The organism is Mesorhizobium sp. PL10 (genome assembly GCF_053714315.1).
Map to the genome: position 1 here is coordinate 328,493 of NZ_JBSKBR010000002.1, position 22,526 is coordinate 351,018.

General features: G+C 63.2%; 28 protein-coding genes and 1 pseudogene. 22 read left to right on the plus strand and 7 right to left on the minus strand.

What is annotated here, in order from left to right:
- The first annotated feature begins 40 nt into the window (after window positions 1-40).
- The 6 genes from ACWGTO_RS05160 (at window position 41) to ACWGTO_RS05185 (ending at window position 4,934) form a co-directional block, all read left to right on the plus strand.
- Complete coding sequence (locus ACWGTO_RS05160; protein ID WP_454573781.1) at window positions 41-967, plus strand: histone deacetylase family protein; 927 nt, start codon at window positions 41-43, stop codon at window positions 965-967.
- A gap of 3 nt (window positions 968-970) precedes the next feature.
- Window positions 971-1,222: an exodeoxyribonuclease VII small subunit gene (locus ACWGTO_RS05165; RefSeq protein ID WP_142866766.1), complete on the plus strand. Its 252-nt coding sequence runs from the start codon at window positions 971-973 to the stop codon at window positions 1,220-1,222.
- A 44-nt stretch (window positions 1,223-1,266) separates the two neighbouring features.
- Window positions 1,267-1,533: a DUF2277 domain-containing protein gene (locus ACWGTO_RS05170; RefSeq protein ID WP_112563862.1), complete on the plus strand. Its 267-nt coding sequence runs from the start codon at window positions 1,267-1,269 to the stop codon at window positions 1,531-1,533.
- 10 nt (window positions 1,534-1,543) lie between these two features.
- Entirely contained in the window at window positions 1,544-2,464 is a 921-nt protein-coding gene (locus tag ACWGTO_RS05175) for a pirin family protein (protein ID WP_454573782.1), read from the plus strand.
- A 109-nt stretch (window positions 2,465-2,573) separates the two neighbouring features.
- Window positions 2,574-4,487: a 1-deoxy-D-xylulose-5-phosphate synthase gene (gene dxs / locus ACWGTO_RS05180; RefSeq protein ID WP_454573783.1), complete on the plus strand. Its 1,914-nt coding sequence runs from the start codon at window positions 2,574-2,576 to the stop codon at window positions 4,485-4,487.
- 162 nt (window positions 4,488-4,649) lie between these two features.
- A complete protein-coding gene (locus tag ACWGTO_RS05185; RefSeq protein ID WP_454573784.1) occupies window positions 4,650-4,934 on the plus strand; it encodes a hypothetical protein in 285 nt (94 codons plus the stop codon).
- 97 nt (window positions 4,935-5,031) lie between these two features.
- Here ACWGTO_RS05185 and ACWGTO_RS05190 read toward each other — a convergent pair whose 3' ends face one another.
- Window positions 5,032-5,433, minus strand: coding sequence for a GFA family protein (locus ACWGTO_RS05190; protein ID WP_454573785.1), 402 nt, complete (start codon window positions 5,431-5,433; stop codon window positions 5,032-5,034).
- A 140-nt stretch (window positions 5,434-5,573) separates the two neighbouring features.
- Between ACWGTO_RS05190 and ACWGTO_RS05195 the strand changes: the two genes are divergently transcribed.
- Both ACWGTO_RS05195 and ACWGTO_RS05200 read left to right on the plus strand, forming a co-directional pair.
- Window positions 5,574-6,338, plus strand: coding sequence for a TlyA family RNA methyltransferase (locus ACWGTO_RS05195; protein WP_454573786.1), 765 nt, complete (start codon window positions 5,574-5,576; stop codon window positions 6,336-6,338).
- Window positions 6,335-7,570: a class I SAM-dependent RNA methyltransferase gene (locus tag ACWGTO_RS05200; RefSeq protein WP_454573787.1), complete on the plus strand. Its 1,236-nt coding sequence runs from the start codon at window positions 6,335-6,337 to the stop codon at window positions 7,568-7,570. The genes ACWGTO_RS05195 and ACWGTO_RS05200 overlap by 4 nt, the downstream gene beginning before the upstream one ends.
- Window positions 7,571-7,578: 8 nt before the next feature.
- Here the strand turns inward: ACWGTO_RS05200 and ACWGTO_RS05205 are convergent, their stop codons facing one another.
- From ACWGTO_RS05205 to ACWGTO_RS05225, 5 genes are all read right to left on the minus strand, one after another.
- The gene (locus ACWGTO_RS05205) at window positions 7,579-7,968 is read right to left on the minus strand and encodes a type II toxin-antitoxin system VapC family toxin (protein ID WP_454573788.1); all 390 of its coding nucleotides are present in this window, start codon (window positions 7,966-7,968) and stop codon (window positions 7,579-7,581) included.
- Window positions 7,955-8,230, minus strand: coding sequence for an AbrB/MazE/SpoVT family DNA-binding domain-containing protein (locus ACWGTO_RS05210; protein WP_454573789.1), 276 nt, complete (start codon window positions 8,228-8,230; stop codon window positions 7,955-7,957). The genes ACWGTO_RS05205 and ACWGTO_RS05210 overlap by 14 nt, the downstream gene beginning before the upstream one ends.
- A 138-nt stretch (window positions 8,231-8,368) precedes the next feature.
- Window positions 8,369-9,781 carry a metalloprotease TldD gene (tldD, locus tag ACWGTO_RS05215; protein ID WP_454573790.1) on the minus strand — a complete coding sequence of 471 codons (1,413 nt, stop codon included), beginning with the start codon at window positions 9,779-9,781 and terminating at the stop codon, window positions 8,369-8,371.
- Between the two features lie 105 nt (window positions 9,782-9,886).
- Window positions 9,887-10,354, minus strand: coding sequence for a YbjN domain-containing protein (locus ACWGTO_RS05220; RefSeq protein WP_454573791.1), 468 nt, complete (start codon window positions 10,352-10,354; stop codon window positions 9,887-9,889).
- Window positions 10,355-10,428: 74 nt separating this feature from the next.
- Window positions 10,429-10,995 (minus strand): invasion associated locus B family protein, encoded by a 567-nt coding sequence (locus ACWGTO_RS05225; protein WP_454573792.1) that lies wholly within the window; start codon window positions 10,993-10,995, stop codon window positions 10,429-10,431.
- Window positions 10,996-11,358: 363 nt separating this feature from the next.
- Between ACWGTO_RS05225 and coxB the strand changes: the two genes are divergently transcribed.
- From coxB to ACWGTO_RS05295, 14 genes and pseudogenes are all read left to right on the plus strand, one after another.
- Complete coding sequence (coxB, locus tag ACWGTO_RS05230) at window positions 11,359-12,255, plus strand: cytochrome c oxidase subunit II (RefSeq protein ID WP_454573793.1); 897 nt, start codon at window positions 11,359-11,361, stop codon at window positions 12,253-12,255.
- A 38-nt stretch (window positions 12,256-12,293) separates the two neighbouring features.
- Entirely contained in the window at window positions 12,294-13,946 is a 1,653-nt protein-coding gene (ctaD, locus tag ACWGTO_RS05235; protein ID WP_454573794.1) for a cytochrome c oxidase subunit I, read from the plus strand.
- A gap of 70 nt (window positions 13,947-14,016) precedes the next feature.
- Window positions 14,017-14,961 carry a heme o synthase gene (locus ACWGTO_RS05240; protein ID WP_454573795.1) on the plus strand — a complete coding sequence of 315 codons (945 nt, stop codon included), beginning with the start codon at window positions 14,017-14,019 and terminating at the stop codon, window positions 14,959-14,961.
- Window positions 14,962-14,963: 2 nt separating this feature from the next.
- Window positions 14,964-15,119 carry a hypothetical protein gene (locus ACWGTO_RS05245; RefSeq protein ID WP_454573983.1) on the plus strand — a complete coding sequence of 52 codons (156 nt, stop codon included), beginning with the start codon at window positions 14,964-14,966 and terminating at the stop codon, window positions 15,117-15,119.
- 8 nt (window positions 15,120-15,127) lie between these two features.
- A complete protein-coding gene (locus ACWGTO_RS05250) occupies window positions 15,128-15,754 on the plus strand; it encodes a cytochrome c oxidase assembly protein (RefSeq protein ID WP_454573796.1) in 627 nt (208 codons plus the stop codon).
- A 1-nt stretch (window position 15,755) separates the two neighbouring features.
- Complete coding sequence (locus ACWGTO_RS05255; RefSeq protein WP_454573797.1) at window positions 15,756-16,637, plus strand: cytochrome c oxidase subunit 3; 882 nt, start codon at window positions 15,756-15,758, stop codon at window positions 16,635-16,637.
- Window positions 16,638-16,718: 81 nt separating this feature from the next.
- Window positions 16,719-16,868, plus strand: a pseudogene (locus ACWGTO_RS05260) (L,D-transpeptidase family protein); the annotation flags it as partial.
- Window positions 16,869-16,890: 22 nt separating this feature from the next.
- Window positions 16,891-17,277, plus strand: a complete 387-nt coding sequence (locus ACWGTO_RS05265; protein ID WP_112563894.1) for a DUF983 domain-containing protein — start codon at window positions 16,891-16,893, stop codon at window positions 17,275-17,277.
- On the plus strand, window positions 17,274-18,029 hold the full coding sequence (locus ACWGTO_RS05270) for an SURF1 family protein (protein ID WP_454573798.1): 756 nt from the start codon (window positions 17,274-17,276) through the stop codon (window positions 18,027-18,029). The genes ACWGTO_RS05265 and ACWGTO_RS05270 overlap by 4 nt, the downstream gene beginning before the upstream one ends.
- Before the next feature lie 67 nt (window positions 18,030-18,096).
- Complete coding sequence (gene ispH / locus ACWGTO_RS05275; RefSeq protein WP_454573799.1) at window positions 18,097-19,107, plus strand: 4-hydroxy-3-methylbut-2-enyl diphosphate reductase; 1,011 nt, start codon at window positions 18,097-18,099, stop codon at window positions 19,105-19,107.
- A 7-nt stretch (window positions 19,108-19,114) separates the two neighbouring features.
- Window positions 19,115-20,077 (plus strand): homoserine kinase, encoded by a 963-nt coding sequence (locus ACWGTO_RS05280; protein ID WP_454573800.1) that lies wholly within the window; start codon window positions 19,115-19,117, stop codon window positions 20,075-20,077.
- The gene (rnhA, locus tag ACWGTO_RS05285; RefSeq protein WP_454573801.1) at window positions 20,074-20,619 is read left to right on the plus strand and encodes a ribonuclease HI; all 546 of its coding nucleotides are present in this window, start codon (window positions 20,074-20,076) and stop codon (window positions 20,617-20,619) included. The genes ACWGTO_RS05280 and rnhA overlap by 4 nt, the downstream gene beginning before the upstream one ends.
- 31 nt (window positions 20,620-20,650) lie before the next feature.
- Complete coding sequence (locus ACWGTO_RS05290; protein ID WP_454573802.1) at window positions 20,651-21,238, plus strand: histidine phosphatase family protein; 588 nt, start codon at window positions 20,651-20,653, stop codon at window positions 21,236-21,238.
- 95 nt (window positions 21,239-21,333) lie between these two features.
- Entirely contained in the window at window positions 21,334-21,993 is a 660-nt protein-coding gene (locus tag ACWGTO_RS05295) for a hypothetical protein (RefSeq protein WP_454573803.1), read from the plus strand.
- 9 nt (window positions 21,994-22,002) lie between these two features.
- Here ACWGTO_RS05295 and ACWGTO_RS05300 read toward each other — a convergent pair whose 3' ends face one another.
- Complete coding sequence (locus ACWGTO_RS05300) at window positions 22,003-22,482, minus strand: DUF2938 domain-containing protein (RefSeq protein ID WP_454573804.1); 480 nt, start codon at window positions 22,480-22,482, stop codon at window positions 22,003-22,005.
- Window positions 22,483-22,526: the final 44 nt, after the last annotated feature.

Consider the following 22,526-nt stretch of genomic DNA (forward strand, 5'->3'; position numbering starts at 1 on the left):
AAAACATGGTCAAAGCGGCGGGACGCGCCTATATCGGGGCATGGTCACCCGTCTCTACACCCATCCGATCTTCCTCGAACATCTGACACCGCCCGGCCATCCGGAGCGGCCAGATCGCTTGCGCGCCATCGAGCGCGTGCTCGATGACGAGGCGTTTGCCGGGCTCGACCGGGTCACGGCGCCTCAAGGCGACGAGGCCACCATTCTCTACGCCCACCCTGAGGATTTCGTCGCCCGCGTCCGCGCCGCGATCCCCGAAAACGGCATCGTTTCGATCGACGCCGACACCAGCGCCAGCCCGAAAAGCTGGCAGGCGGTGGTCACCGCGATCGGTGCGGCCAACGCTGCCGTCGACGACGTCTTCGAGGGCCGCGTCGCCAATGCCTTCGTCGCTTCACGTCCGCCCGGCCACCACGCCGAAAAGACCACGGCGATGGGCTTTTGCCTGTTCAACACCGCGGCGGTCGCGGCGCGTCATGCACAGAAGAAACACGGCGCCGAGCGTGTCGCCATCGTCGACTGGGACGTGCATCACGGCAACGGCACGCAGGACATTTTCTGGGACGACCCCTCGGTGCTCTATTGTTCGACGCACCAGATGCCGCTCTATCCCGGCACCGGCGCCAAGACCGAAACCGGCGTCGGCAACATCGTCAACGCGCCGCTGGCGCCGCAGACCGGCTCGGACATGTTTCGCGATGCCTTACTGTCGCGCGTCCTGCCGGCGCTCGACAATTTCGCGCCGGATCTGATCATCATTTCCGCCGGTTTCGACGCCCACCATCGCGACCCGCTGGCCGAGATCAACCTCAGCGAGGACGATTTCGACTGGGCGACCGGCCAGTTGCTGGAACGCGCCGGGCGCCACAGCGGCAACCGGCTCGTCAGCCTGCTCGAGGGCGGCTACGATCTGCAGGGATTGGCATTTTCGGTCGCCGCCCATGTCGGGCGGCTGATGAAGGGATAAGGCATGGCTGGCGAAGCAAATGAAGACGTCAAGGCGATGAGCTTCGAGCAGGCACTCGACGCGCTGGAGAAGATCGTCGATGATCTCGAACGCGGCGACGTGCCGCTCGACCAGTCGATCAGGATCTATGAGCGCGGCGAGGCGCTGAAGGCCCATTGCGACCGGCTGCTGAAGTCGGCCGAAGACAAGGTCGAGAAGATCCGGCTATCGCGCGACGGCAAGCCGGTGGGGACGGAACCACTCGACGCGGAATAATTTGTCAACGGGGCGGGCAGAGAAAGCAGGTAAGGAGTTCAAGCATGTGCAGAAACATCAAGACCCTGTTCAATTTCGATCCGCCGGCAACACATGACGAGATCCGCGATGCCGCCCTCCAGTTCGTGCGCAAATTGAGCGGTACGACGCGGCCCTCGCAGCGCAACCAGGCTGCCTTCGACCGCGCCGTCGAGGCGATCGCCGAATCGGCGCATGAATTGCTCCATTCGCTCGAAACCAACCATCATCCGCGCAATCGCGAAGAGGTGGCAGCCAAGGCAAAAGCCAAGTCGGCGCTGCGCTTCGCCTGAGGAAATCCAGATGAGTTTCTTCCCCGGCAAGGACCCTGAGCCTGGCGATGCCTTCGCCAGCGACCAGATCGAGTTGATGGTCATTCCGAACGCCAAGGACATCGACGGCTTCCAGGTTCGCCGCGCTTTGCCGACGGCAAGGCGGCGGCTGGTCGGCCCCTTCATTTTCTTCGACCGCATGGGTCCAGCCATTTTGCGCGCCGGTCAGGCGCTCGATGTCCGTCCGCACCCGCATATCGGGCTTTCCACAGTCACCTTTCTGTTCGACGGCAAGATCAGGCATCGCGATTCGCTCGGCACCGAAATGGTGATCCAGCCCGGCGACGTGAACTTGATGACCGCCGGCCGCGGCATCGTCCATTCCGAGCGGACGCCGGAAGAATTGCGCGGCGCGCCGATGTCGGTCTCCGGCCCGCAGACCTGGCTGGCGCTACCCGACAACAAGGAGGAGGTGGCGCCGGTGTTCGAGAACACCGCAGCAATCCGTCTGCCCGAAATCGACGCCGAGGGCGTCAGCGGCCGCGTGGTGATCGGCGATTTCTCTGGCTTGCGCTCGCCGGTAAGAGCCGACACCGAAACGCTTTACGCCGATCTGCGCCTGGCACCCGGCGCCAGCGTGAAAATTCCAGCCGACGCCGAGGAGCGCGCCATCTACACGCTGGACGGCGATGTCTCGATATCGGGTGACCGCTTTCCGGCCGAGCGGCTGCTGGTGTTCCGGCCCGGCGACGAGATCGTCGTGTCGTCCGAGCGTGGCGCTCATTTCATGCTGTTCGGCGGGGCTTCGCTCGGGTCGCCACGCCACATCTGGTGGAATTTCGTCTCGTCGTCGAAGGAGCGCATCGAACAGGCCAAGCAGGAATGGAAGACAGGCCGCTTCGATATCGTTCCTGGAGATGAGGACGAGTTCATTCCGTTACCGGACAATTAACGTCAGCAACACCCGCGTCACTGACACGCATTTACATTCCGGCGGCGCAGGCATATTTCGCCCATGATCAACGCGCATGAACGAAAATAGCTGGGCAGGCTCCTAAACAGTGAACGCAACGCTGCATACGCCGCTTCTCGACAAGGTCCGCATTCCCGCCGACCTGAAGAAGCTTGACGAAAGCGAGCTGCCGCAGCTGGCCTCGGAGTTGCGCGCCGAACTGATCGATGCCGTTTCGCATACGGGCGGGCATCTCGGCGCCGGCCTCGGTGTCGTCGAACTGACGGTAGCGTTGCACTATGTCTTCAACACGCCGGAAGACCGCGTGATCTGGGATGTTGGCCACCAGGCCTACCCGCACAAGATCCTGACCGGCCGCCGCGACCGCATTCGCACGCTGCGCCAGGAGGGTGGCCTGTCCGGCTTCACCCGCCGTGCCGAAAGCGAATACGACCCCTTCGGCGCCGCCCATTCCTCGACTTCGATTTCCGCTGGCCTCGGCATGGCCATGGCGCGTGACCTCTCAGGCGGCCACAACAATGTCATTGCCGTCATCGGCGACGGCGCCATGTCGGCAGGCATGGCATTTGAAGCATTGAACAATGCCGGCGCGCTCGATGCCCGCCTTATCGTCATCCTCAACGACAACGACATGTCGATTGCGCAGCCGACCGGCGCCATGAGCGCCTATTTGGCGCGGCTCGCTTCAGGGAAGACCTATCTTGGCCTGCGCGATTTCGGCAAGAAGCTGACCTCCTATCTCGGCAAGCGCGCTGATCGCGCCATTACGCGGGCGGTCGAGCATGCGCGCGGCTATGTCACCGGCGGTACGCTGTTCGAGGAGCTCGGCTTCTACCACATTGGCCCGATCGACGGCCACAATCTCGAGCATTTGATCCCGGTCTTGAAGAACGTCCGCGACCATGCCGACGGCCCGGTGCTGATCCATGTCGTGACCCAGAAGGGCAAGGGCTACGCGCCGGCCGAGGCTGCGGCCGACAAATATCACGGCGTCAACAAGTTCGACGTCATCACCGGCGCGCAAACCAAGGCGCCGGCCAACGCGCCGGCCTACACCAAGGTGTTCGCCGAAAGCCTGATCCAGGAAGCCCGCGCCGACGACCGCATCGTCGCCGTGACCGCCGCCATGCCGAACGGCACTGGCCTCGACCTGTTCGGCGAGGCGTTTCCGAGCCGGACCTTCGATGTCGGCATCGCCGAACAACATGCGGTGACGTTTGCCGCCGGCCTCGCCACCGAAGGCTACAAGCCTTTCGCCGCCATCTATTCGACCTTCCTGCAGCGCGCTTATGACCAGGTCGTCCACGATGTGGCGATCCAGAAATTGCCGGTGCGTTTCCCGGTCGACCGGGCCGGCTTTGTCGGCGCGGACGGCGCCACCCATTGCGGCGCCTTCGACACCACCTTCCTGGCGACACTGCCGGGCTTCGTCGTGATGGCGGCCGCCGACGAGGCGGAGCTTCGCCACATGGTGCGCACCGCCGCCTATTATGACGAAGGTCCGATCGCCTTCCGCTATCCGCGCGGCAACGGCGTCGGCGTCGAAATGCCCGAGCGCGGCTCGGTGCTCGAAATCGGCAAGGGCCGAATCGTCAGGGAAGGCACCAAGGTGGCGCTGCTCTCCTTCGGCACGCGGCTGCAGGATTGCCTTCTGGCGGCCGAGGAACTCGGCGCGGCCGGGCTTTCGACGACGGTTGCCGACGCCCGTTTCGCCAAGCCGCTCGACGAGGATCTGATCCGCCGGCTTGCCCGCTCGCACGAAGTGCTGGTGACGGTGGAAGAGGGCGCTGTCGGCGGCTTCGCCAGCCATGTGCTGCAGTTCCTCGCCCATGAAGGCCTGCTGGAAAGCGGCCTGAAAGTGCGCCCGCTGGTGCTGCCCGACGAATTCACCGACCACGCCAAGCCGGAAAAAATGTATGCCGATGCCGGGCTCGATGCCGCCGGCATCGTGCGCACCGTATTCGTTGCGCTTGGCCATTCCGCTCGCGCCCAGCGGGCTTGAAATCGCGCCTGAATCAAAATCTCACGCCTTTGAAGCGGTTTGCCGGCTTCCTTCCGTAACGTTCTGTTAACGCTTCTGTTTGGCGTTTCGCTTACCGTGTCTTTTGGCCGTTTTTCAACGCCGCCCTGCTAGAACCCGACCAAGGCAGGGAGTTAAAAAGCAATGCGAACGCTTCTGTGCGGCGTGGCCCTTTTGGCCGCCATCGCCGCGCCGGCCGTGGCCGAAACACGCTATGACCGCAAGCTCGAACAGGAGGTGGCAAGCATCGTCGCCGGCAAGATGGGCGAGATCAGGGGCGGCTTTTCCTACAAGCAGGTGCCGCAGCTCGTTGTCGTGCCGGACGTACCGGCTGCGCCCGTCGAGAGCCCGCCCAAGCAGGCTTCCGGCGACGCCAGTGACGGGCTGGCGCCCGCCGTCGAACGCCAGGTTTTTCGCACGATTTTCTAAAGCCTGTTCCATCCCGATGGGATCGGGATGGGGCGCTATCTCTTTTGCTTGAGCATGATCTTGTCCGAAAACCGGTTCCCACTTTTCGGGATCATGCTTAAAACCACATATCACGCACGCAGCGCCCGTCGCGTGGCAGGTCATCGTAGGTATCGAGACCGTCGAAATGGTCGATCGGCAGGTCGGCGACCGCCTCCGGCGGCGCCAGCCTGACATTGACGGCGATCCGCGTGCGGCCGCTGTCACTGCGGCGCAAGCCGCGCCAGGCGAGCACGCAGGCACAGGTCGGACAAAACAGGATTTCCAGCGACGGCTTGTATTTCCCAGCTTGCGTATAGGAATGCACGGGTCCTGCAACGCGTATGCGCTCATCGACAAAATCATAGGCCCAGAGCGTGCCGTAGCGGCGGCAAAGCGTGCAGTTGCAAGCGGTGATCGGGCCGGGGTCTCCCTCCAGGGTCCAGTGGGCGGCGCCGCAATGGCAGGTTCCCGTCAGCATTCGTCCTCCTCCGCATTGCCGAGCCCTCCCGCCCCGGGCATTTTGCCGGACCGGGTGCGATTATCAACTGGCGGCGGGTCGGCCAGCTTCTCTCGCCCCAATGTCCTTGCCTTCGCGACCGGCTTTCGCCATGAAGGCCAATGAACTCCCCTCTGCCAGCCAGCACACGCCAGCGGCTCGACGAATTGCTCGTCCAGCGCGGCCTGTTTGCGAGCCGCTCTCGCGCCCGCGACGCGGTCGAGCGTGGAACTGTCTCGGTGGATGGCGTGGTCGCTCGCAAGCCCGGCCAGACCGTCCTGCCGCAATGCCTCATCGTCATCGACGATCCCGCGCAGGGCTATGTCTCACGCGCGGCGCTGAAGCTGATTGCCGGGCTCGACCACTTCAGTCTTGATCCCTCGGGCTCCGAAGCCCTTGATATCGGCGCCTCGACCGGCGGCTTCACCCAGGTGTTGCTCGAACGCGGCGCGGCCCACGTCACGGCCATCGATGTCGGCCACGGCCAGATGCATCCCGATGTCTCGTCCGATCCGCGCGTCACCGTGATCGAGGGGTTGAACGCCCGCGAGCTCACCGTCGCCGATCTCGGCGGCCGTATCCCGGATTTCATCGTTTCCGACGTCAGCTTCATTTCGCTGAAACTGGCGATGCCACCGGCGCTCGCCATCGCCAGGCCGGGAACTCGTGCCGTGTTTCTGGTCAAGCCGCAATTCGAGGCCGGCCGCGAGGCGATCGGCAAGGGCGGCTTGCTGAAAGATCCTTATGACGCCGCCCGCGTTGCCGGCCTGCTGCAGGAATGGCTCGAAGGCGTTCCTGGCTGGCGTGCGCTGGGTCTGCACATGTCGCCGATCGAAGGCGGCGACGGCAACCGCGAGTTCCTGCTCGGTGGGATCAAGGACCGATGAGCACGCGCTTCACCATCAAGAGATTGGGTTCGCAAGGCGACGGCGTCGCCGAGACGGAAACCGGCGAGCTGTTCATTCCCTTCACTTTGCCCGGCGAGACTGTCACCGCGGCGCGCGAAAGGGATCGCGCCACGCTGATGGCGGTGCTGGAGGCCTCGCCGCTGCGCATCGATCCGGCCTGCCGGCATTTCACCGAATGCGGTGGCTGCGCCGTCCAGCATCTGCAAGCCGACGCCTACCAGCAATGGAAGCGCGACAAGGTCGTGCATGCCTTGAAAGGCATTGTCGGCGACATCGGCGCCTTGGTGCCGTGCGCGCCCCATACGCGCCGCCGCGTCGTGCTCGCCGCGCGGCGCACCGACACCGGCATCCGGCTTGGCTTCCATCGCCATCTGTCGCCGGAAATCATCCCGATCGAGGAATGTCCGATCTCGCTGCCGGAGATCGTTGCCGTGCTCGATCGCTTGCGATCGGTCGCAGACCTGGTTTGCGCCACCACCAAATCGTTCCGCATGGCGGTCACGGTGACGGGCTCGGGCCTCGACGTCGCGGTCTATGAGTCAGGCAAACTGGGCGAGCACCAACGCCGGATCGCCTCCAACTTCGTCATGGCCAATGGATTTGCCCGGCTTTCGATCGACGACGAGATCGTCATCGAGCCGAAAAAACCTGTGGTCATGTTCGGCACCGTCGCTGTCGCCGTACCGCCCGGCGCCTTCCTGCAGGCAACCGAAGCCGCCGAACAGACGATGGCCAACCTCGTTGGCGGACATCTGAAACGCGCCAAGAAAGTCGCGGATCTTTTCGCCGGTTGCGGCAGCTTTGCGCTTCGGCTGGCGGCGAAATCCGAGGTGCATGCGGTCGAAGGCGATGCGGCCGCCCTTTCGGCGCTCGACCGCGGATCACGCTTCGCCACCGGCCTGAAGCGGGTAACCGGCGAACGTCGCGACCTGTTCCGGCGCCCACTGACATTCAAGGAGCTGAACGCTTTCGACGGCGTCGTCTTCGACCCGCCGCGCGCCGGTGCTGAGGACCAGTCGAAGCAGATCGCCCGCTCCGACGTGCCGTTCGTCGCCGCCGTCTCCTGCAATCCAGCGACGCTGGCCAGGGACCTGCGCATTCTGATCGACGGCGGTTATGCCCTGAAAAGCGTGACGCCCATCGATCAGTTCCTGTGGTCGCCGCATGTCGAGGCGGTGGCGCTGCTAGAAAAGCCGAGGAGAAGGCGGTAGGCGGCGTCCTATGCTTCCTGTACGCTGTCGTGTCCGGCAGCTTTTGCCGCTTTGATAAACCTAAGATCGAACGTCGCGAAGCCTTCACAGTGGGCCGATTTGCTGAGATGCAATGCATCAGCAAAATCCATTCCCTTCTCTGCTAGGTCTAGTGCGGACGACACGGCTGCTCCGTCCTCGATTTCAACAGTGGGGAGCCCGCCAAATTTCCGCAGCACTTGCACGATATCGGCCTGCGCGTAGCCATAGCCGCTGCGCAACACCCATTCGACCTCAAGCATTACGGTAACGGGGACGAAAACGGGTCGGCCATCGATCAGTCCTCGGGCTCGAGGAGCCTGCTCCGCATGATCGCCAGTCAGGTAGCGGACGATCAGATTGGTATCAATCGCGAGCATGGCGCCGGCGTGCCTCCGCCAGCACAGAGGCGTCCATTTCTTCCAGCGTCAGAGGTTTGCCTCTACTGGGCAGGGACGCGAATACGTTCTCCGGCTGTGTAGCGGCGAAGGCCGGCGTCTGCCTAAGCAGTACGCCTTCCGGTGTGTCCTCCACCACAAGGCGGGTCCCCGCGACCCAATCCCTCCGTTTCCGGATCGAACTTGGCAGAATGACCTGCCCCTTTGTGGAGACGGTGGTGACAAGCTTGCCTGAGGCAGCCATAGCGGCTCTTCCCTTGAAGTAAGACAAAGGTAAGATAAACTTAGGCGGCGACGAATTCAAGGCTGAATCGTCAGGCTCCGAGGAGCAGACATACTGCCAGCTTTTAAGGTATCGAATGCGGGGCGAGCCAGGCCCCCATCAAACCCTGGTGCCGCCCACCGTCATCTGGTTCATCCTCAGATGCGGCTGGCCGACGCCGACCGGCACGCCCTGTCCGGCCTTGCCGCACATGCCGATGCCGTTGTCCAGCTTCATGTCGTTGCCGATCATCGACACACGGTGCATGGCGTCCGGTCCGTTGCCGATCAGCATGGCGCCCTTGATCGGTTGCGTCACCTTGCCGTTCTCGATCATGTAGGCTTCGGTGCAGCCGAACACGAACTTGCCTGAAGTGATGTCGACCTGGCCGCCGCCGAAGGAGACGGCATAGATGCCGTTCCTGACCGAAGCGATGATCTCGTCCGGCTCCATGTCGCCCGATGTCATGTAGGTGTTGGTCATGCGCGGCATCGGCTGGTGCGCGTAGCCTTCGCGCCGCCCATTGCCGGTCGCCTTCATGCCCATCAGCCGGGCGTTCTGGCGATCCTGCATGTAGCCGACGAGCTTGCCGTCCTCGATCAGCACGTTGCGGGCCGAGGGCGTGCCTTCGTCATCGACGGTCAGCGAGCCGCGCCGCTCGGGCATGGTGCCGTCGTCGACGACGGTGACGCCCTTGGCAGCCACCTGCTGGCCGAGCAGGCCGGCAAAGGCCGATGTCTTCTTGCGGTTGAAATCGCCTTCCAGGCCGTGACCGACGGCCTCATGCAGCATGACGCCCGGCCAGCCGCTGGACAAAACGATGTCGAAGGTTCCGGCCGGCGCCGGGATGGCTTCGAGATTGACGAGCGCCTGCCTGAGCGCCTCTCGTGCCGCATGCTTCCAGCTGTCTTCGACCAGGAACTCGCCGAATGCCTTGCGCCCGCCCATGCCGTAGGAACCGCTCTCCTGGCGGTCGCCATCGCCGACCACGACGGACACGTTGATCCTGACCAGCGGCCGGATGTCGCGCACCATCTGGCCGTCGGCGCGCACGATCTCGACATGCTGCCATGACGCCGCGAGCGAGGCCGTCACCTGGCGCACGCGCGGATCCTCGGCCCGCAGCCAGGCGTCTATTTCCTGCAACAGCTTGGCCTTGACCTCGAAGGAGGGCGAGGGGATCGGGTTCTCGTCGCCATAGAGATGGCGGTTGGTGCGGGCAGGGGCCGCGGCAAGCGTGCCGGAATAGCCGCCCTTGACGGTCGAGACCGCGTCCGCCGCGCGCAGCAGCGAGGCTTCGGACAGATCGCTGGAATGGGCGTAGCCGCTGGCCTCGCCGGCCACCGCGCGCAGGCCAAAGCCCTGGTCGGTGTTGAAATTGGCGGTCTTCAGCTTGCCATTGTCGAACATCAGCGCTTCGCTCTCGCTGTATTCGAGGAACAGCTCGCCGTCATCGGCGCCGTTGAGAGTGTCGGCGACGATCCGCTTGATGCGATCGTCTGAAATGTCGAATTGGCCGATCAGGCTGTTCATGGCAGGTCCGTTCACAGGAGGAGTGGTTGTGCCACGATGTAGGCGCGAAGACGCGCCTGCACAATCCGCAATGACGATCCGCAGCCGGACGTGGAGCGCGGAGCCCTACTTCTCGTTCACGAACTCTTTGATGTCGCTGGTCATGGAATCCCAGTTCGAGAACTGCTCCTCGAGGTAGGAGCGGGTAATCCCGCCTCTGAACATGACATCCATCTTGAAGTTCGACCCGTCACCGGAAAAGGCCTTCACCCAGCGGAACTTCTTGTTCCATTCATTGGCCTGGTCGACCGTGAAGACATCCGTATAGCCCGACGAAAACTGGATCGACTTGCACTTCTCATGGTTTTCGCAGCCATAGAAGTAGATCACATATTTCATGCCCTGAAGCCGGCCGGAGACCATCGGATCGCCGCCGTCATCCTTGTCCATCTTGGCCGAGCCATAGCCTTTCGCAATCTCGAGAATGACGGCCGGATCGGGCGTCGTGATGATTTCGGCATCCTCGGCAAGGGCGACGGAAATTGCGCCGGACCAAATCAGGCCGGTCGACAGAAGAAGAGAAAAAGAGCGCATGATGACCCCCACAGCCAAAAATCGAACCCGCGGGAAATCCTGGTTCGGGACCGGGCTCTTCGCAAGCATCAAGCTCAGGGGAGCGCGGCAAAACCGTCGGCGAAGCCCTTGAGGTCGACAGGGATGCCGATGCCTTCTTCCGGCGTCTGGAAGACGATGAAGGTGGCCGACGTCCCGGTCTTCAGCGTGTCGAGCAGCGGCTTTTCGAGAATGACCTCGGCATAGCAGCCGTCCTGGAAGCAGCGCACGAAATAGGCGCGGCCGATATCCTTGCCGTCGACATTGAGACCAAGCCCGTTGGGCAGGAGTACGCCGAGCGGCGCCAGCACGCGCAGGATCTCGGCCTTGTTGTCGGCAGTGCGCAGCACCACGACAGACAGCCCCATTTCCGGGCGATCCTCGGCGACGACGTTCTGCATCATCACGCACTGTTCGGAGGTGGCGCCGGCCGGCGTGTCGCAGATGATCGACCACGCACCATGCGTCGACTTGACCGTGCCGCTCGGCTGCGCTGCATTGGCGATGCCGGCCGCGGACGAGCCGATACCGATCATGGCGGCGAGAAAGATGACCTTCGCCCCGCTGCTCGAAAGCCAAGCGCTTTTCGAATGCCAAGCGTTTCTCGAAAGCCAAGAGGTCATGACGGCTCCATTGCGAATCACGGCACTTTAAGCCGCGCCAAGGCCAAGTAAAGGATAAGGGCGACCGCCGGTCAGCCCCGGCAAGCGCAATAATGCGCTTTTCCCTAGCAAATTCGCCCGAATTGCGACCGTCGGGCGTATTCCGGCCACAAGCCCGCATAGCTCATCTGCCGACGATCGGCGCGGGGCAAAAAGCCGCTGAAACGGCGCGGCAGCAGTTGCGCGCAAAAATGCCGCACGGTTTCGCCCGCTCCTTTCTTGCGGAGGGAAATAGAGTATGGTTTGAACCACCCTTGGAACTGTCCGGGATTCCCATTCCGGCATTGTTCGATATTCTTGCGCGCGATCGCGAGGAACCGGGAGATGAAGAGGGCGATGAGAAAATTCCCAGCAAGCGCCAAATTGATGGCAACAGCAGGCGCTGCCGCCGCATTTTTCGCCGGTGCCTCCGCCCATGCGGCCCAGCCGCAGCCGTGGGAGATGACCTTTCAGCCGGCGGCGACCGACATGATGCGGCAGATCGAGTGGTTCGGAAACTACACGATGTTGTTCGTCGTCCCGATCACCGCGCTGGTTCTGGCTCTTCTCGCCTGGTGCATCTTCAGGTTTCGCGCCAGCGCAAACCCGGTTCCGTCCAAGACCAGCCACAACACGCTGATCGAGATCATCTGGACCGTCGGGCCGGTCGTCGTCCTGCTCTTCATCGCCATCCCCTCGTTCCAGCTTCTGACCGCGCAGTACACGCCGCCGGAAGAAGCCAAGCTCACCGTCAAGGCCACGGGCAATCAGTGGAACTGGGACTATGAGTACCAGACCGAGAACACGCTCTCCTTCAACTCGGCCATCCTTCAGGACGCCGACCGCGCGGCGATTGGCAAGGAAGACCGCAAGGTCTATCCGCGCCTGCTGGCGGTCGACAATGAGATGGTGGTGCCGGTCAACACCATGACCCGCGTCCTGGTCACCGCGACCGACGTCATCCACTCCTTCGCCATGCCGGCCTTCGGCATCAAGATGGACGCGGTTCCCGGCCGCACCAACGAGACCTGGTTCAAGGCAGAGAAGGAAGGCCTCTATTACGGCCAATGCTCGCAGCTCTGCGGCAAGGACCACGCCTTCATGCCGATCGCCATCCGCGTCGTCTCCGACGCGCAGTACAAGACCTGGCTGGCAGCAGCCAAGACCGACCTTCCGGGTGCCAACAAGGCGCTGATGGCCGAGGTCGACGGTACCAACAAGGTAGCGGCCGCCGGCAATTGATGCCGCGGGTTAGCAAGATTTAGGGAACGGAGCCGACCATGGCAGAAGCTGCAGCTCACGACGACCACGACCACAAGCCCTATCATGGCTGGGTCCGGTGGGTGTACTCCACCAACCACAAGGACATCGGCACGCTCTATCTGATCTTCGCGATCTTCGCGGGCATCGTCGGGGGCGCGCTTTCGGTCGTCATTCGCATGGAGTTGCAGGAGCCGGGCATCCAGATCTTCACCGGTCTGGCGCAGATGGTCTACGGCATGAACGGCGATGCCGCCATCGACGGCGGCAAGAGCATGTACAACGCTTTCGGCACCGCGCACGCTCTGATCATGATCTTCTTCATGGTCATGCCGGCGCTGATCGGCGGCTTCGCCAACTGGATGGTGCCGATCATGATCGGCGCGCCTGACATGGCCTTTCCGCGCATGAACAACATCTCGTTCTGGCTGCTGCCGCCGGCTTTCATACTGCTGATCGCCTCGGCCTTCATGCCGAGCGCGCCGGGCGCCTTCGGCGTCGGCGGCGGCTGGACGCTCTATCCGCCGCTTTCGACCTCCGGCCAGCCCGGGCCGGCCATGGATCTGGCGATCCTGTCGATCCACATTGCCGGCGCCTCGTCGATCCTCGGCGCCATCAACTTCATCACCACCATCTTCAACATGCGCGCGCCGGGCATGACGCTGCACAAGATGCCGCTGTTTGCCTGGTCGGTGCTGATCACCGCGTTCCTGCTGCTCTTGTCGCTGCCGGTCCTGGCTGGTGGCATCACCATGCTGCTCACCGACCGCAATTTCGGCACCACCTTCTTCACACCGGACGGCGGTGGCGACCCGCTGCTGTTCCAGCACCTGTTCTGGTTCTTCGGTCACCCCGAGGTGTACATCCTGATCCTGCCGGGCTTCGGCATCATCAGCCATATCGTCTCGACCTTCTCGAAGAAGCCGGTGTTCGGCTATCTCGGCATGGCCTACGCCATGGTCGCGATCGGCGCCGTCGGCTTCATCGTCTGGGCGCACCACATGTATACGACCGGCCTGTCGCTCGACACGCAGCGCTACTTCGTCTTCGCCACCATGGTCATCGCCGTGCCGACAGGTGTGAAGATCTTCTCCTGGATCGCGACGATGTGGGGCGGCTCGATCTCGTTCAAGACGCCGATGCTGTGGGCGCTCGGCTTCATCTTCCTGTTCACGGTCGGCGGCGTCACCGGCGTCCAACTCGCCAATGCCGGCCTCGACCGCTCGCTGCATGACACCTATTTCGTCATCGCCCACTTCCACTATGTGCTGTCGCTGGGCGCGGTCTTCGCCATCTTCGCTGGCTGGTACTACTGGTTCCCGAAGATGACCGGCTACATGTACTCGCCGGTGATCGCCAACACCCACTTCTGGGTCACCTTCGTCGGCGTCAATTTGATCTTCTTCCCGCAGCATTTCCTCGGCCTCGCCGGCATGCCGCGCCGCACCATCGACTATCCGGACGCGTTTGCCGGCTGGAACATGGTGTCGTCCTACGGTTCGTATATCTCGGCCGTCGGCGTGGTGATCTTCCTCTACGGCGTGTTCGAAGCCTTCCAGAAGAAGCGGGTGGCCGGCGCCAATCCATGGGGCGAGGGTGCAACGACGCTCGAATGGCAGCTGCCTTCGCCGCCGCCCTTCCACCAGTGGGAACATCTGCCGAAGATCAAGTAAGGCAGCCTGATTACGAAACCGCCGGCCCGCCGGCGGTTTTGGCCAACGGAATGATTGGACTTATGTACGCATGGCCCTGGTCGACGACCCATTGATTGACGAAGCGGGCTTTCGAATTTCGGAAGCCACGGCGGGCGATTTCTTCGCCCTCCTGAAGCCGCGCGTCATGTCGCTGGTGGTGTTCACGGCCTTTGTCGGCATGGTGGCGGCGCCCGTGACCGTTCACCCGCTGATCGCAATGGTCGCAATCCTGGCGATCGCCATTGGCGCCGGCGCCTCGGGCGCGCTGAACATGTGGTACGACGCCGACATCGATGCCGTTATGAGCCGAACCGCCGGCCGCCCGGTTCCTTCCGGCCGCATCCTGCCCGGCGAGGCGCTGAGTTTCGGCCTTGTGCTGTCGGTGCTGTCGGTTATGACGCTGGGCGTGCTGATCAACTGGCTGTCGGCGGCGCTGCTCGCCTTCACCATCTTCTTCTACGCCGTCGTCTACACGATGTGGCTGAAGCGCTCGACGCCGCAGAACATCGTCATTGGCGGTGCCGCCGGCGCCATCCCGCCTGTGATCGGCTGGGCGGCGGTGACCGGAACGGTCAGCCTCGAAAGCCTCGTTCTCTTCCTGATCATCTTCCTGTGGACGCCGCCGCATTTCTGGGCGCTGGCGCTGTTCAAGTCCGACGACTACGCCAAGGCCGGCATTCCAATGATGCCGAATGTTGCCGGCCAGGCCTCGACCCGGCGCCAGATCTTCGCCTACGCGCTGATCCTGGCGCCAATCGGCGTGCTTCCCTGGGTGCTCGGCTTCACCACTGCGGGCTACGGCATCGCTTCGCTGGCGCTCGGCGCCGGCTTTGTCTGGTACGCCTGGAAAGTGCTTCGTATGACTGACGCAGACCGCGTCATGAAGCCGGCCAAGGCGCTGTTTGCCTATTCCTTGCTCTACCTCTTCGCCATCTTCGCTATCTACCTCGCCGACTGTGTCATCGGTCGCGCTTTGGCCATCGGCGGAGCATGACCATGGTCGACAAGAAGCTTGAACTGGTCACGCTGACCGAGCGCCAGCAGGAAGCCCGCCGCAACCGTTCGGCCGCCATCGGCCTGGCGCTGGCGGCGCTGGTTGTCGTCTTCTACGTCATCACGATCGTCAAATTCGGCCATAGCGGATCGATGTGAGGCCGATGATGACCCGTCAGACCATGACCGACCCGAAAAAGAACAACACCAACCGCGTCGTCGCCGCCGTCTGCGTCGCCTTCTTCGGCGGCATGATCGGCATGGCCTACGCCGCGGTGCCGCTTTACAAGATGTTCTGCCAGGCTACCGGTTATGGCGGCACCACGCAGCGCGCCGAGAAGCAATATGCCGGCCGCATCCTCGACCGCGACATCACCGTACGCTTCGACGCCAACACCAATGGCATTCCTTGGCAGTTCCAGCCGGTCGCCCGCTCGGTCACTATCAAGATCGGCGAGACGACGCAGGCGCATTACAGCGCCACCAACAAATTCGACCGCGCCGTCACCGGCCGCGCAACCTTCAACGTCCAGCCGGAACTGGCAGGCCCGTACTTCAACAAGGTCGAGTGTTTCTGCTTCACCGACACGACACTGAAGCCCGGCGAGACGCTCGATATGCCGGTCGTGTTCTATGTGGATCCAGACATCGTCAACGTGCCGGAACTGAAGGACTTGAAGACGATCACCCTGTCCTACACCATGTTCCCGGTCGAAAAGAACAAACCGGTTGCCTCGTCGGCACCGGCCAACAGCAGCAAAATTTCAGATACCGAAGCAAATCTCGGGGGTTGATATGGCAGACGCGCACGCAAAACCACAACACGACTACCATCTCGTCAACCCGAGCCCGTGGCCCTTCCTGGGCTCCATCGGCGCGCTGGTCACCGCCGTCGGCGGCGTCGCCCTGATGCAGTATCTCAAGAACGGCGACTTCCCGATCTTCGGCCACAACATCGCCAATCCGTGGCTGTTCTTCATCGGGCTGGTCATTGTCCTCTACACCATGTTCGCCTGGTGGTCGGACACGATCAAGGAAGCGCATGAGGGCCACCACACGCGCGTCGTGTCGCTGCATCTGCGCTACGGCATGATCATGTTCATCGCTTCGGAAGTGATGTTCTTCGTCGCCTGGTTCTGGGCCTATTTCGATGCCAGCCTGTTTCCGGGCGAGGCGCAGCAATATGCCCGCACCGCCTTCACCGGCGGCGTCTGGCCGCCGAAGGGTCTCGAAGTCCTCGATCCCTTCCATCTGCCGCTTTACAACACCATCATCCTGCTTTTGTCGGGCACCACGGTGACCTGGGCGCACCACTCGCTCATCCACGGCGACCGCAAGGGGCTGATCAACGGCCTGGTGCTGACCGTCGGCCTCGGCATGCTGTTCACCATGGTGCAGGCCTATGAGTACATACACGCGCCGTTCGGCTTCAAGGATTCCATCTATGGCGCCACCTTCTTCATGGCGACCGGCTTCCACGGCTTCCATGTGATCATCGGCACCATCTTCCTGCTGGTCTGCCTGATCCGCGCTATGAAGGGCGACTTCACACCGAAGCAGCATTTCGGCTTCGAGGCCGCTGCCTGGTACTGGCACTTCGTCGACGTGGTCTGGCTGTTCCTGTTCAGCGCGATCTATGTCTGGGGATCGACCGGCGCGCTGATCGAAGGCCACTGACGGCTTTCATCGGGGAATCAACCCCCAAACGAATAGGAGAGGCGGCCGTGGCAATGCGGCCGCCTTTCTTTTTTGGCGCCCATCCATGGCCAGCCCAACGGCTTCGGCTGGTGGGGCTGGCTGCTTCAATTGGTCGACTGGACCGATGGCTGCATTGGGGTTACGAACTCCGACACGGATGAAATCTGGACTATGGTGCCGGATGCAACGCCGATCGAAATCGAGCCGTAGAACATGACCGAAGACGCTATCCATGAGTGAAGATAGGGCGATCTGGCCACCCATCGAGCCGATCTCGGCCGGCCTGCACGGCCGGTGTCCGCGTTGCGGCGAAGGGCGGCTGTTCTCCGGCTTCCTGACCGTCGGCAAGCGCTGCATGAATTGCGGTCTCGACTATTCCTACGCCGATGCCGGCGACGGTCCGGCGGTGTTCGTCATCCTGATCATCGGCTTCATCATCGTGGGGCTGGCGCTGTGGGTGGAAGTGACGCTGAGCCCGCCGCTCTGGCTGCATTTCATCATCTGGATACCGCTGGCGGTGGCGCTGTGCCTGACGGCGCTGAGGTTGATCAAAGGCGTGCTGCTGACGCTGCAATACACCAACAAGGCGGCTGAAGGCCGGCTGGACCACGAGCAATGAGCGATGCGTTGGCGAAAGCCACCGGCCGTTCGCGGCCGAAGACGGCGTTGCTTCTCGGCCTCGGCCTGGTGCTGTTCGTCATCCTGCTTGGGCTTGGCACCTGGCAGGTGCAGCGCCTGTACTGGAAGGAAGGCCTGCTGGCGACCATCGACCAGCGCACCCACTCAGCACCACGGCCGCTGGCGGACGTCGAGAAGGAATTCGCCGCCACCGGTGATGTCGACTACACGCCGGTCACCGTCAGCGGCACCTTCCTGCATTCCGGTGAGCGGCATTTCTACGCGACTTGGGACGGTGACGCCGGCTTCAATGTCTACACACCGCTGGCGCTCGACGATGGCCGTTTCGTGCTGATCAACCGCGGCTTCGTTCCCTATGACCTCGAGGATGCCGCCAAGCGCCCGCGAGGGCAGGTGACGGGCAAGGTGACGGTCACGGGGCTGGCGCGCAACCCGCTGCTGGCCAAGCCGTCGACGATGCTGCCCGACAATGACGTGGCCAAGAACATCTTCTACTGGAAGGACCGCGATGCGATGGCGGCGAGCGCCGGCCTGCCGGCTGGCGCCGTGCTGGTGCCGATCTTCATCGACGCCGACAAGTCGCCGAACCCCGGTGGGCTGCCGGTCGGCGGCGTCACCATCATCGATCTGCCGAACTCTCATTTGCAATATGCCTTCACCTGGTATGGCCTGGCCGCCGCCCTTGCCGCGGTTCTGATCATCAGGCTGCGCCGCCCAGTGAAGCCTGAATGATGTCAGCTGCCCTTGACAGGGCGGGGGTGCACACCTCATTTCGCCTCTGAACAACCGGCCCAATGTAATGCTTCACACTAAGACCAAGCCTCCTCTGACGATCCGGCTCTGCCAGCCGCGCGGCTTTTGCGCCGGCGTCGACCGCGCCATCCAGATCGTCGTGCTGGCGTTGAAGAAATACGGAAAGCCGGTCTATGTCCGCCACGAGATCGTGCACAACCGCTATGTCGTCGAAGGCCTGCAAAGCCTTGGCGCGGTGTTCATCGAGGAACTCTCGGAGATCCCGGCCGAGCATCGCAAGTCGCCGGTGGTGTTTTCGGCCCACGGCGTGCCGAAATCGGTGCCGGCCGACGCCCAGGCGCGCGAACTCTTCTATCTCGACGCCACCTGTCCGCTGGTCTCGAAGGTGCACAAGCAGGCGATGCGCCACCAGCGGCTCGGCCGCCATGTGCTCTTGATCGGCCATGCCGGGCACCCCGAAGTGATCGGCACCATGGGCCAGTTGCCGGAAGGCGCCGTCACGCTGATCGAGACCGAGGCAGACGCCGCGACCTTTGCCCCAGCCGACCCCGAAGCGCTCGGCTTTGTCAGCCAGACGACGCTGTCGGTCGAGGACACCGCCGGCATTCTGCGCGTGCTGCAGGAGCGCTTCCCGCAATTGTATGCGCCGGCCGCCGAATCGATCTGCTACGCCACCACCAACCGCCAGGAAGCGGTCAAGGAAACCGCCGCCGGCGCCGATCTCTATCTGATCGTTGGTGCGCCCAATTCCTCCAATTCGCGCCGTCTTGTCGAAGTGGCGGAGCGCGCAGGCGCCACCATGTCGCTTCTCGTACAGCGCGCCTCCGAAATTCCGTGGAATGACATCACAGACATTTCGACGCTCGGCCTGTCGGCCGGCGCGTCGGCGCCGGAGATCATCGTCGACGAGATCATCGATGCTTTCCGACAGCGCTTCGAGGTGACCATCGATCTCGCGATCACGGCGACCGAAACGGAGGATTTTCCAGTCATGCGGGTTCTGCGCGATGTCGAACTGACGCGGGCCGACATGGCCTTCGTCAACGGAGCCGCGTGAACAGAACATGGCGGTCTACACCGATGTCAACGAGGGCGAACTCGGCGCGTTCCTGGAGGCTTATCCGGTCGGCGAACTCTTGTCCTACAAGGGCATTGCCGAAGGCACCGAGAATTCGAACTTTTTGCTGCACACCTCCAGCGGCGCCTACATCCTCACGCTCTACGAAAAGCGCGTCGACAAGGCCGACCTGCCGTTCTTCCTCGGCCTGATGGGCCATCTCGCCCGCAAAGGCATTTCCTGTCCGCTGCCGGTGACCGCGCATGACGGCACTGTCATCGGCACGCTGGCCGGCCGTCCCGCGGTCATCATCACTTTCCTCGAAGGCCTGTCGCTGCGGCGGCCGACAGCGGCGCATTGTGCAGAGGTCGGCAAGGCGCTGGCCGCCCTGCATCTCGCCGGCCGGGACTTTGCGATGACCCGCGACAACGCGCTCGCGATCGATGGCTGGCGCAAGCTCTGGAACGCCTCGCGCGACCGCGCCGATGAGATCGAGCCGGGACTGGCTGCCGAGGTCGACGCCGATTTCGCCGATTTCGAACGTCATTGGCCGCAGGGCCTGCCTGCCGGCATCATCCATGCCGATCTGTTCCCCGACAATGTCTTCTTCCTCGGCGAGAAACTGTCTGGACTCATCGACTTCTATTTCGCCTGCAACGACCTCTACGCCTATGACGTCGCCACCTGCCTCAACGCCTGGTGTTTCGAGAAGGATTTCTCCTTCAATCTGACCAAGGGCACGGCGCTGCTGGCCGGCTATCAGAGCGTGCGGCCCTTGGGCACTGCCGAGAAGGCGGCGCTGCCGATGCTGGCGCGAGGCTCGGCTCTGCGCTTCATGCTGACCCGGCTCTATGACTGGCTGACCGTTCCCGATGGCGGGCTGGTCATGAAGCGCGATCCGACCGAATATATCCGCCGCATGCGCTTCCATCGCGCGATCAGGTCTCCTTCGGAATACGGACTGACATGACCAAGCAGGTTGAAATCTTCACCGACGGCGCCTGCTCGGGCAATCCAGGTCCCGGCGGCTGGGGCGCCATCCTGCGCTTCAACGGCAAGACCAAGGAATTGTCGGGCGGCGAGGCCGAGACGACCAACAATCGCATGGAGCTGCTCGCCGCCATCTCTGCGCTGAACGCGCTTAAGGAGCCATGCGCCGTCGAGCTTCACACCGACAGCAAATACGTCATGGACGGCATTTCCAAATGGATCCATGGCTGGAAGAAAAATGGCTGGAAGACCGCCGACAAGAAGCCGGTCAAGAACGGTGAGCTGTGGCAAGCGCTGGACGAGGCCAACAGGCGCCACAAGGTGACCTGGAACTGGGTCAAGGGCCATGCCGGCCACACCGAGAACGAACGCGCCGACGAACTCGCAAGGGAAGGCATGGCGCCGTTCAAGAAGGGCTCGGCCGCATCTGCAACGCCGAAGCCCGCGGCGGCGCTGAAGCCGGCCGCGCCGGCGACGCAGCCGGCGGCCCCAAGAGCACGGCGCTCGACCCAGAGCTATTGAGTTCAGGCTTCCCGGCAGGAAGATCTCACCCGTGCCGATTGCGTACTACATCACCCATCCCCAGGTTCAGATCGATGCCAACGTTCCGGTGCCGGAATGGGGGCTGTCCGAGATCGGACGGGCGCGGGCATCAGCCATGCTCGACCAACCATGGGTCGGCCCAATCCGGCGCGTCGTCTCGTCGACCGAGCGCAAGGCGATCGAAACCGCTGAGATACTGGCCAGGCATCTCGGCCTCACGGTCGAGCTGCGCGAACGCATGCATGAGAACGACCGGTCGGCAACTGGCTTCCTGCCGCCGCCGGAGTTCGAAGCGGTCGCCGACCAGTTCTTCGCCAGTCCGCACAAAAGCATTCGCGGCTGGGAACGGGCCATCGATGCCCAGCAGCGCATTGTCAGCGAGGTCGAAACGGTGCTCGGCACCGCCGGCAGTGGCGATATTGCCTTCGTCGGCCATGGCGGCGTCGGAACCCTGCTGCTGCTTTCGCTCAGTGGTCGCGAAATCAGCCGCGAGGCGGACCAGCCGGCCGGCGGCGGCAACTACTTCGCCTACGATGTCGGCATACGTCGCGTCGTCCACGGATGGTGGCCGATAGACAAGCCGCGCCACGGTAATTGATGGCCGGAAGCCAGCAATTCTAGGCATTGGCTTAAAGTCGATTTCATCCCTGGGTGATAGAACGGCGCAATCGATCCTGGCGATGAGGCGCGGCGATGTTCGGGCACAGGACTTTCGGCAAGCAGCAGCACAGCTTTGCCGATCTCAAGAAAATGATGCGTCCGACGCCGGATGCCGACGGCGTGACGCGCGTTTTCTCAAAAGAGCTCTGGGACGATCCGAAGATCGGTTCCTTCCTGCGTGAGGCCGGCTTCGCACCGGACGACCAGCGCAATATCATGCGCACGGCGGATGATTACATCGCCCTTTTCGCCGCGGCGAGATCCCGGCTTCAGCAGCGCACCGAGGCCTTCAACGCCGAGATGGCGGCACGCAACGGCTATTGCCGTGCCGCGCCCTTTTTGGTCATCGACCAGTCGATCTGGGACGGCGAACATGGCGCCTTCCTCTATGCCCAGATGGATCTCGTCGGTTTCGACGACTGGAATGTCGTGATGCTGGCGGCGGATGCGCGGACCACGCAATCATGCGGCCTGCCGGCACATCCGGGTTCGGTACCGGCGCTAACCCAGGCAATGACCGGGCATGTGGGGCGATGGAAGGCGCGCTATGAATCCGCACTGGAGGAATTCGGCGTCACCGCCACCGGCGGTCGCGGCATCACGCGGGAGCAGTTCGAGGCGGAGAAAGACGCGCTGCGTCAGGAGATCATCGACACCGTAGCCGCGATGAAGCCGCGCGCGATCAGCGAATAGCACCTGTCCTCAGCGGATCACCAGGGCAGTCCCATAGAGGCCGAGTGCGAACACCGTGTGCGAGACCACGTTGAACGCGCGGATCTGCATCGGGTTGGGGCGCTTTGAAGCCGCCCAGCCGGCGCCCATTCCGGGCGCCAGCAGGAACCAGCCGGCGCCGATGGTGACCATGCCGAGGATGAAGGCCGGCAGGAAGGTCGGTGCGTCCAGCCACGCCTTGCCCACCAGCGCCACCAGGATGACGCCGTAGACGATGCCGGTGAAGTAATGGAAGACCCAGCCCAGCGCATGCTCGTGCGCATAGGGCGCGGCCTTGGCGATATCATCGTGGAAGACCTTGCCATCCTTGAGGTGCCAGACCCAGCGGCCGGGCGGCCCCCAGTTCGGCCGCGGCTGGCCGAACGCCAGATGCAGGAACATCGCCCAGAGGTCCATCAGCACCGTGGCGCCGATGCCGATCGCAACACTGCGCCAGATGATGTCAAACATTGTCGATATCCCCCAAAAGCAGGCAATCCGGCAGCGCGCTGTGG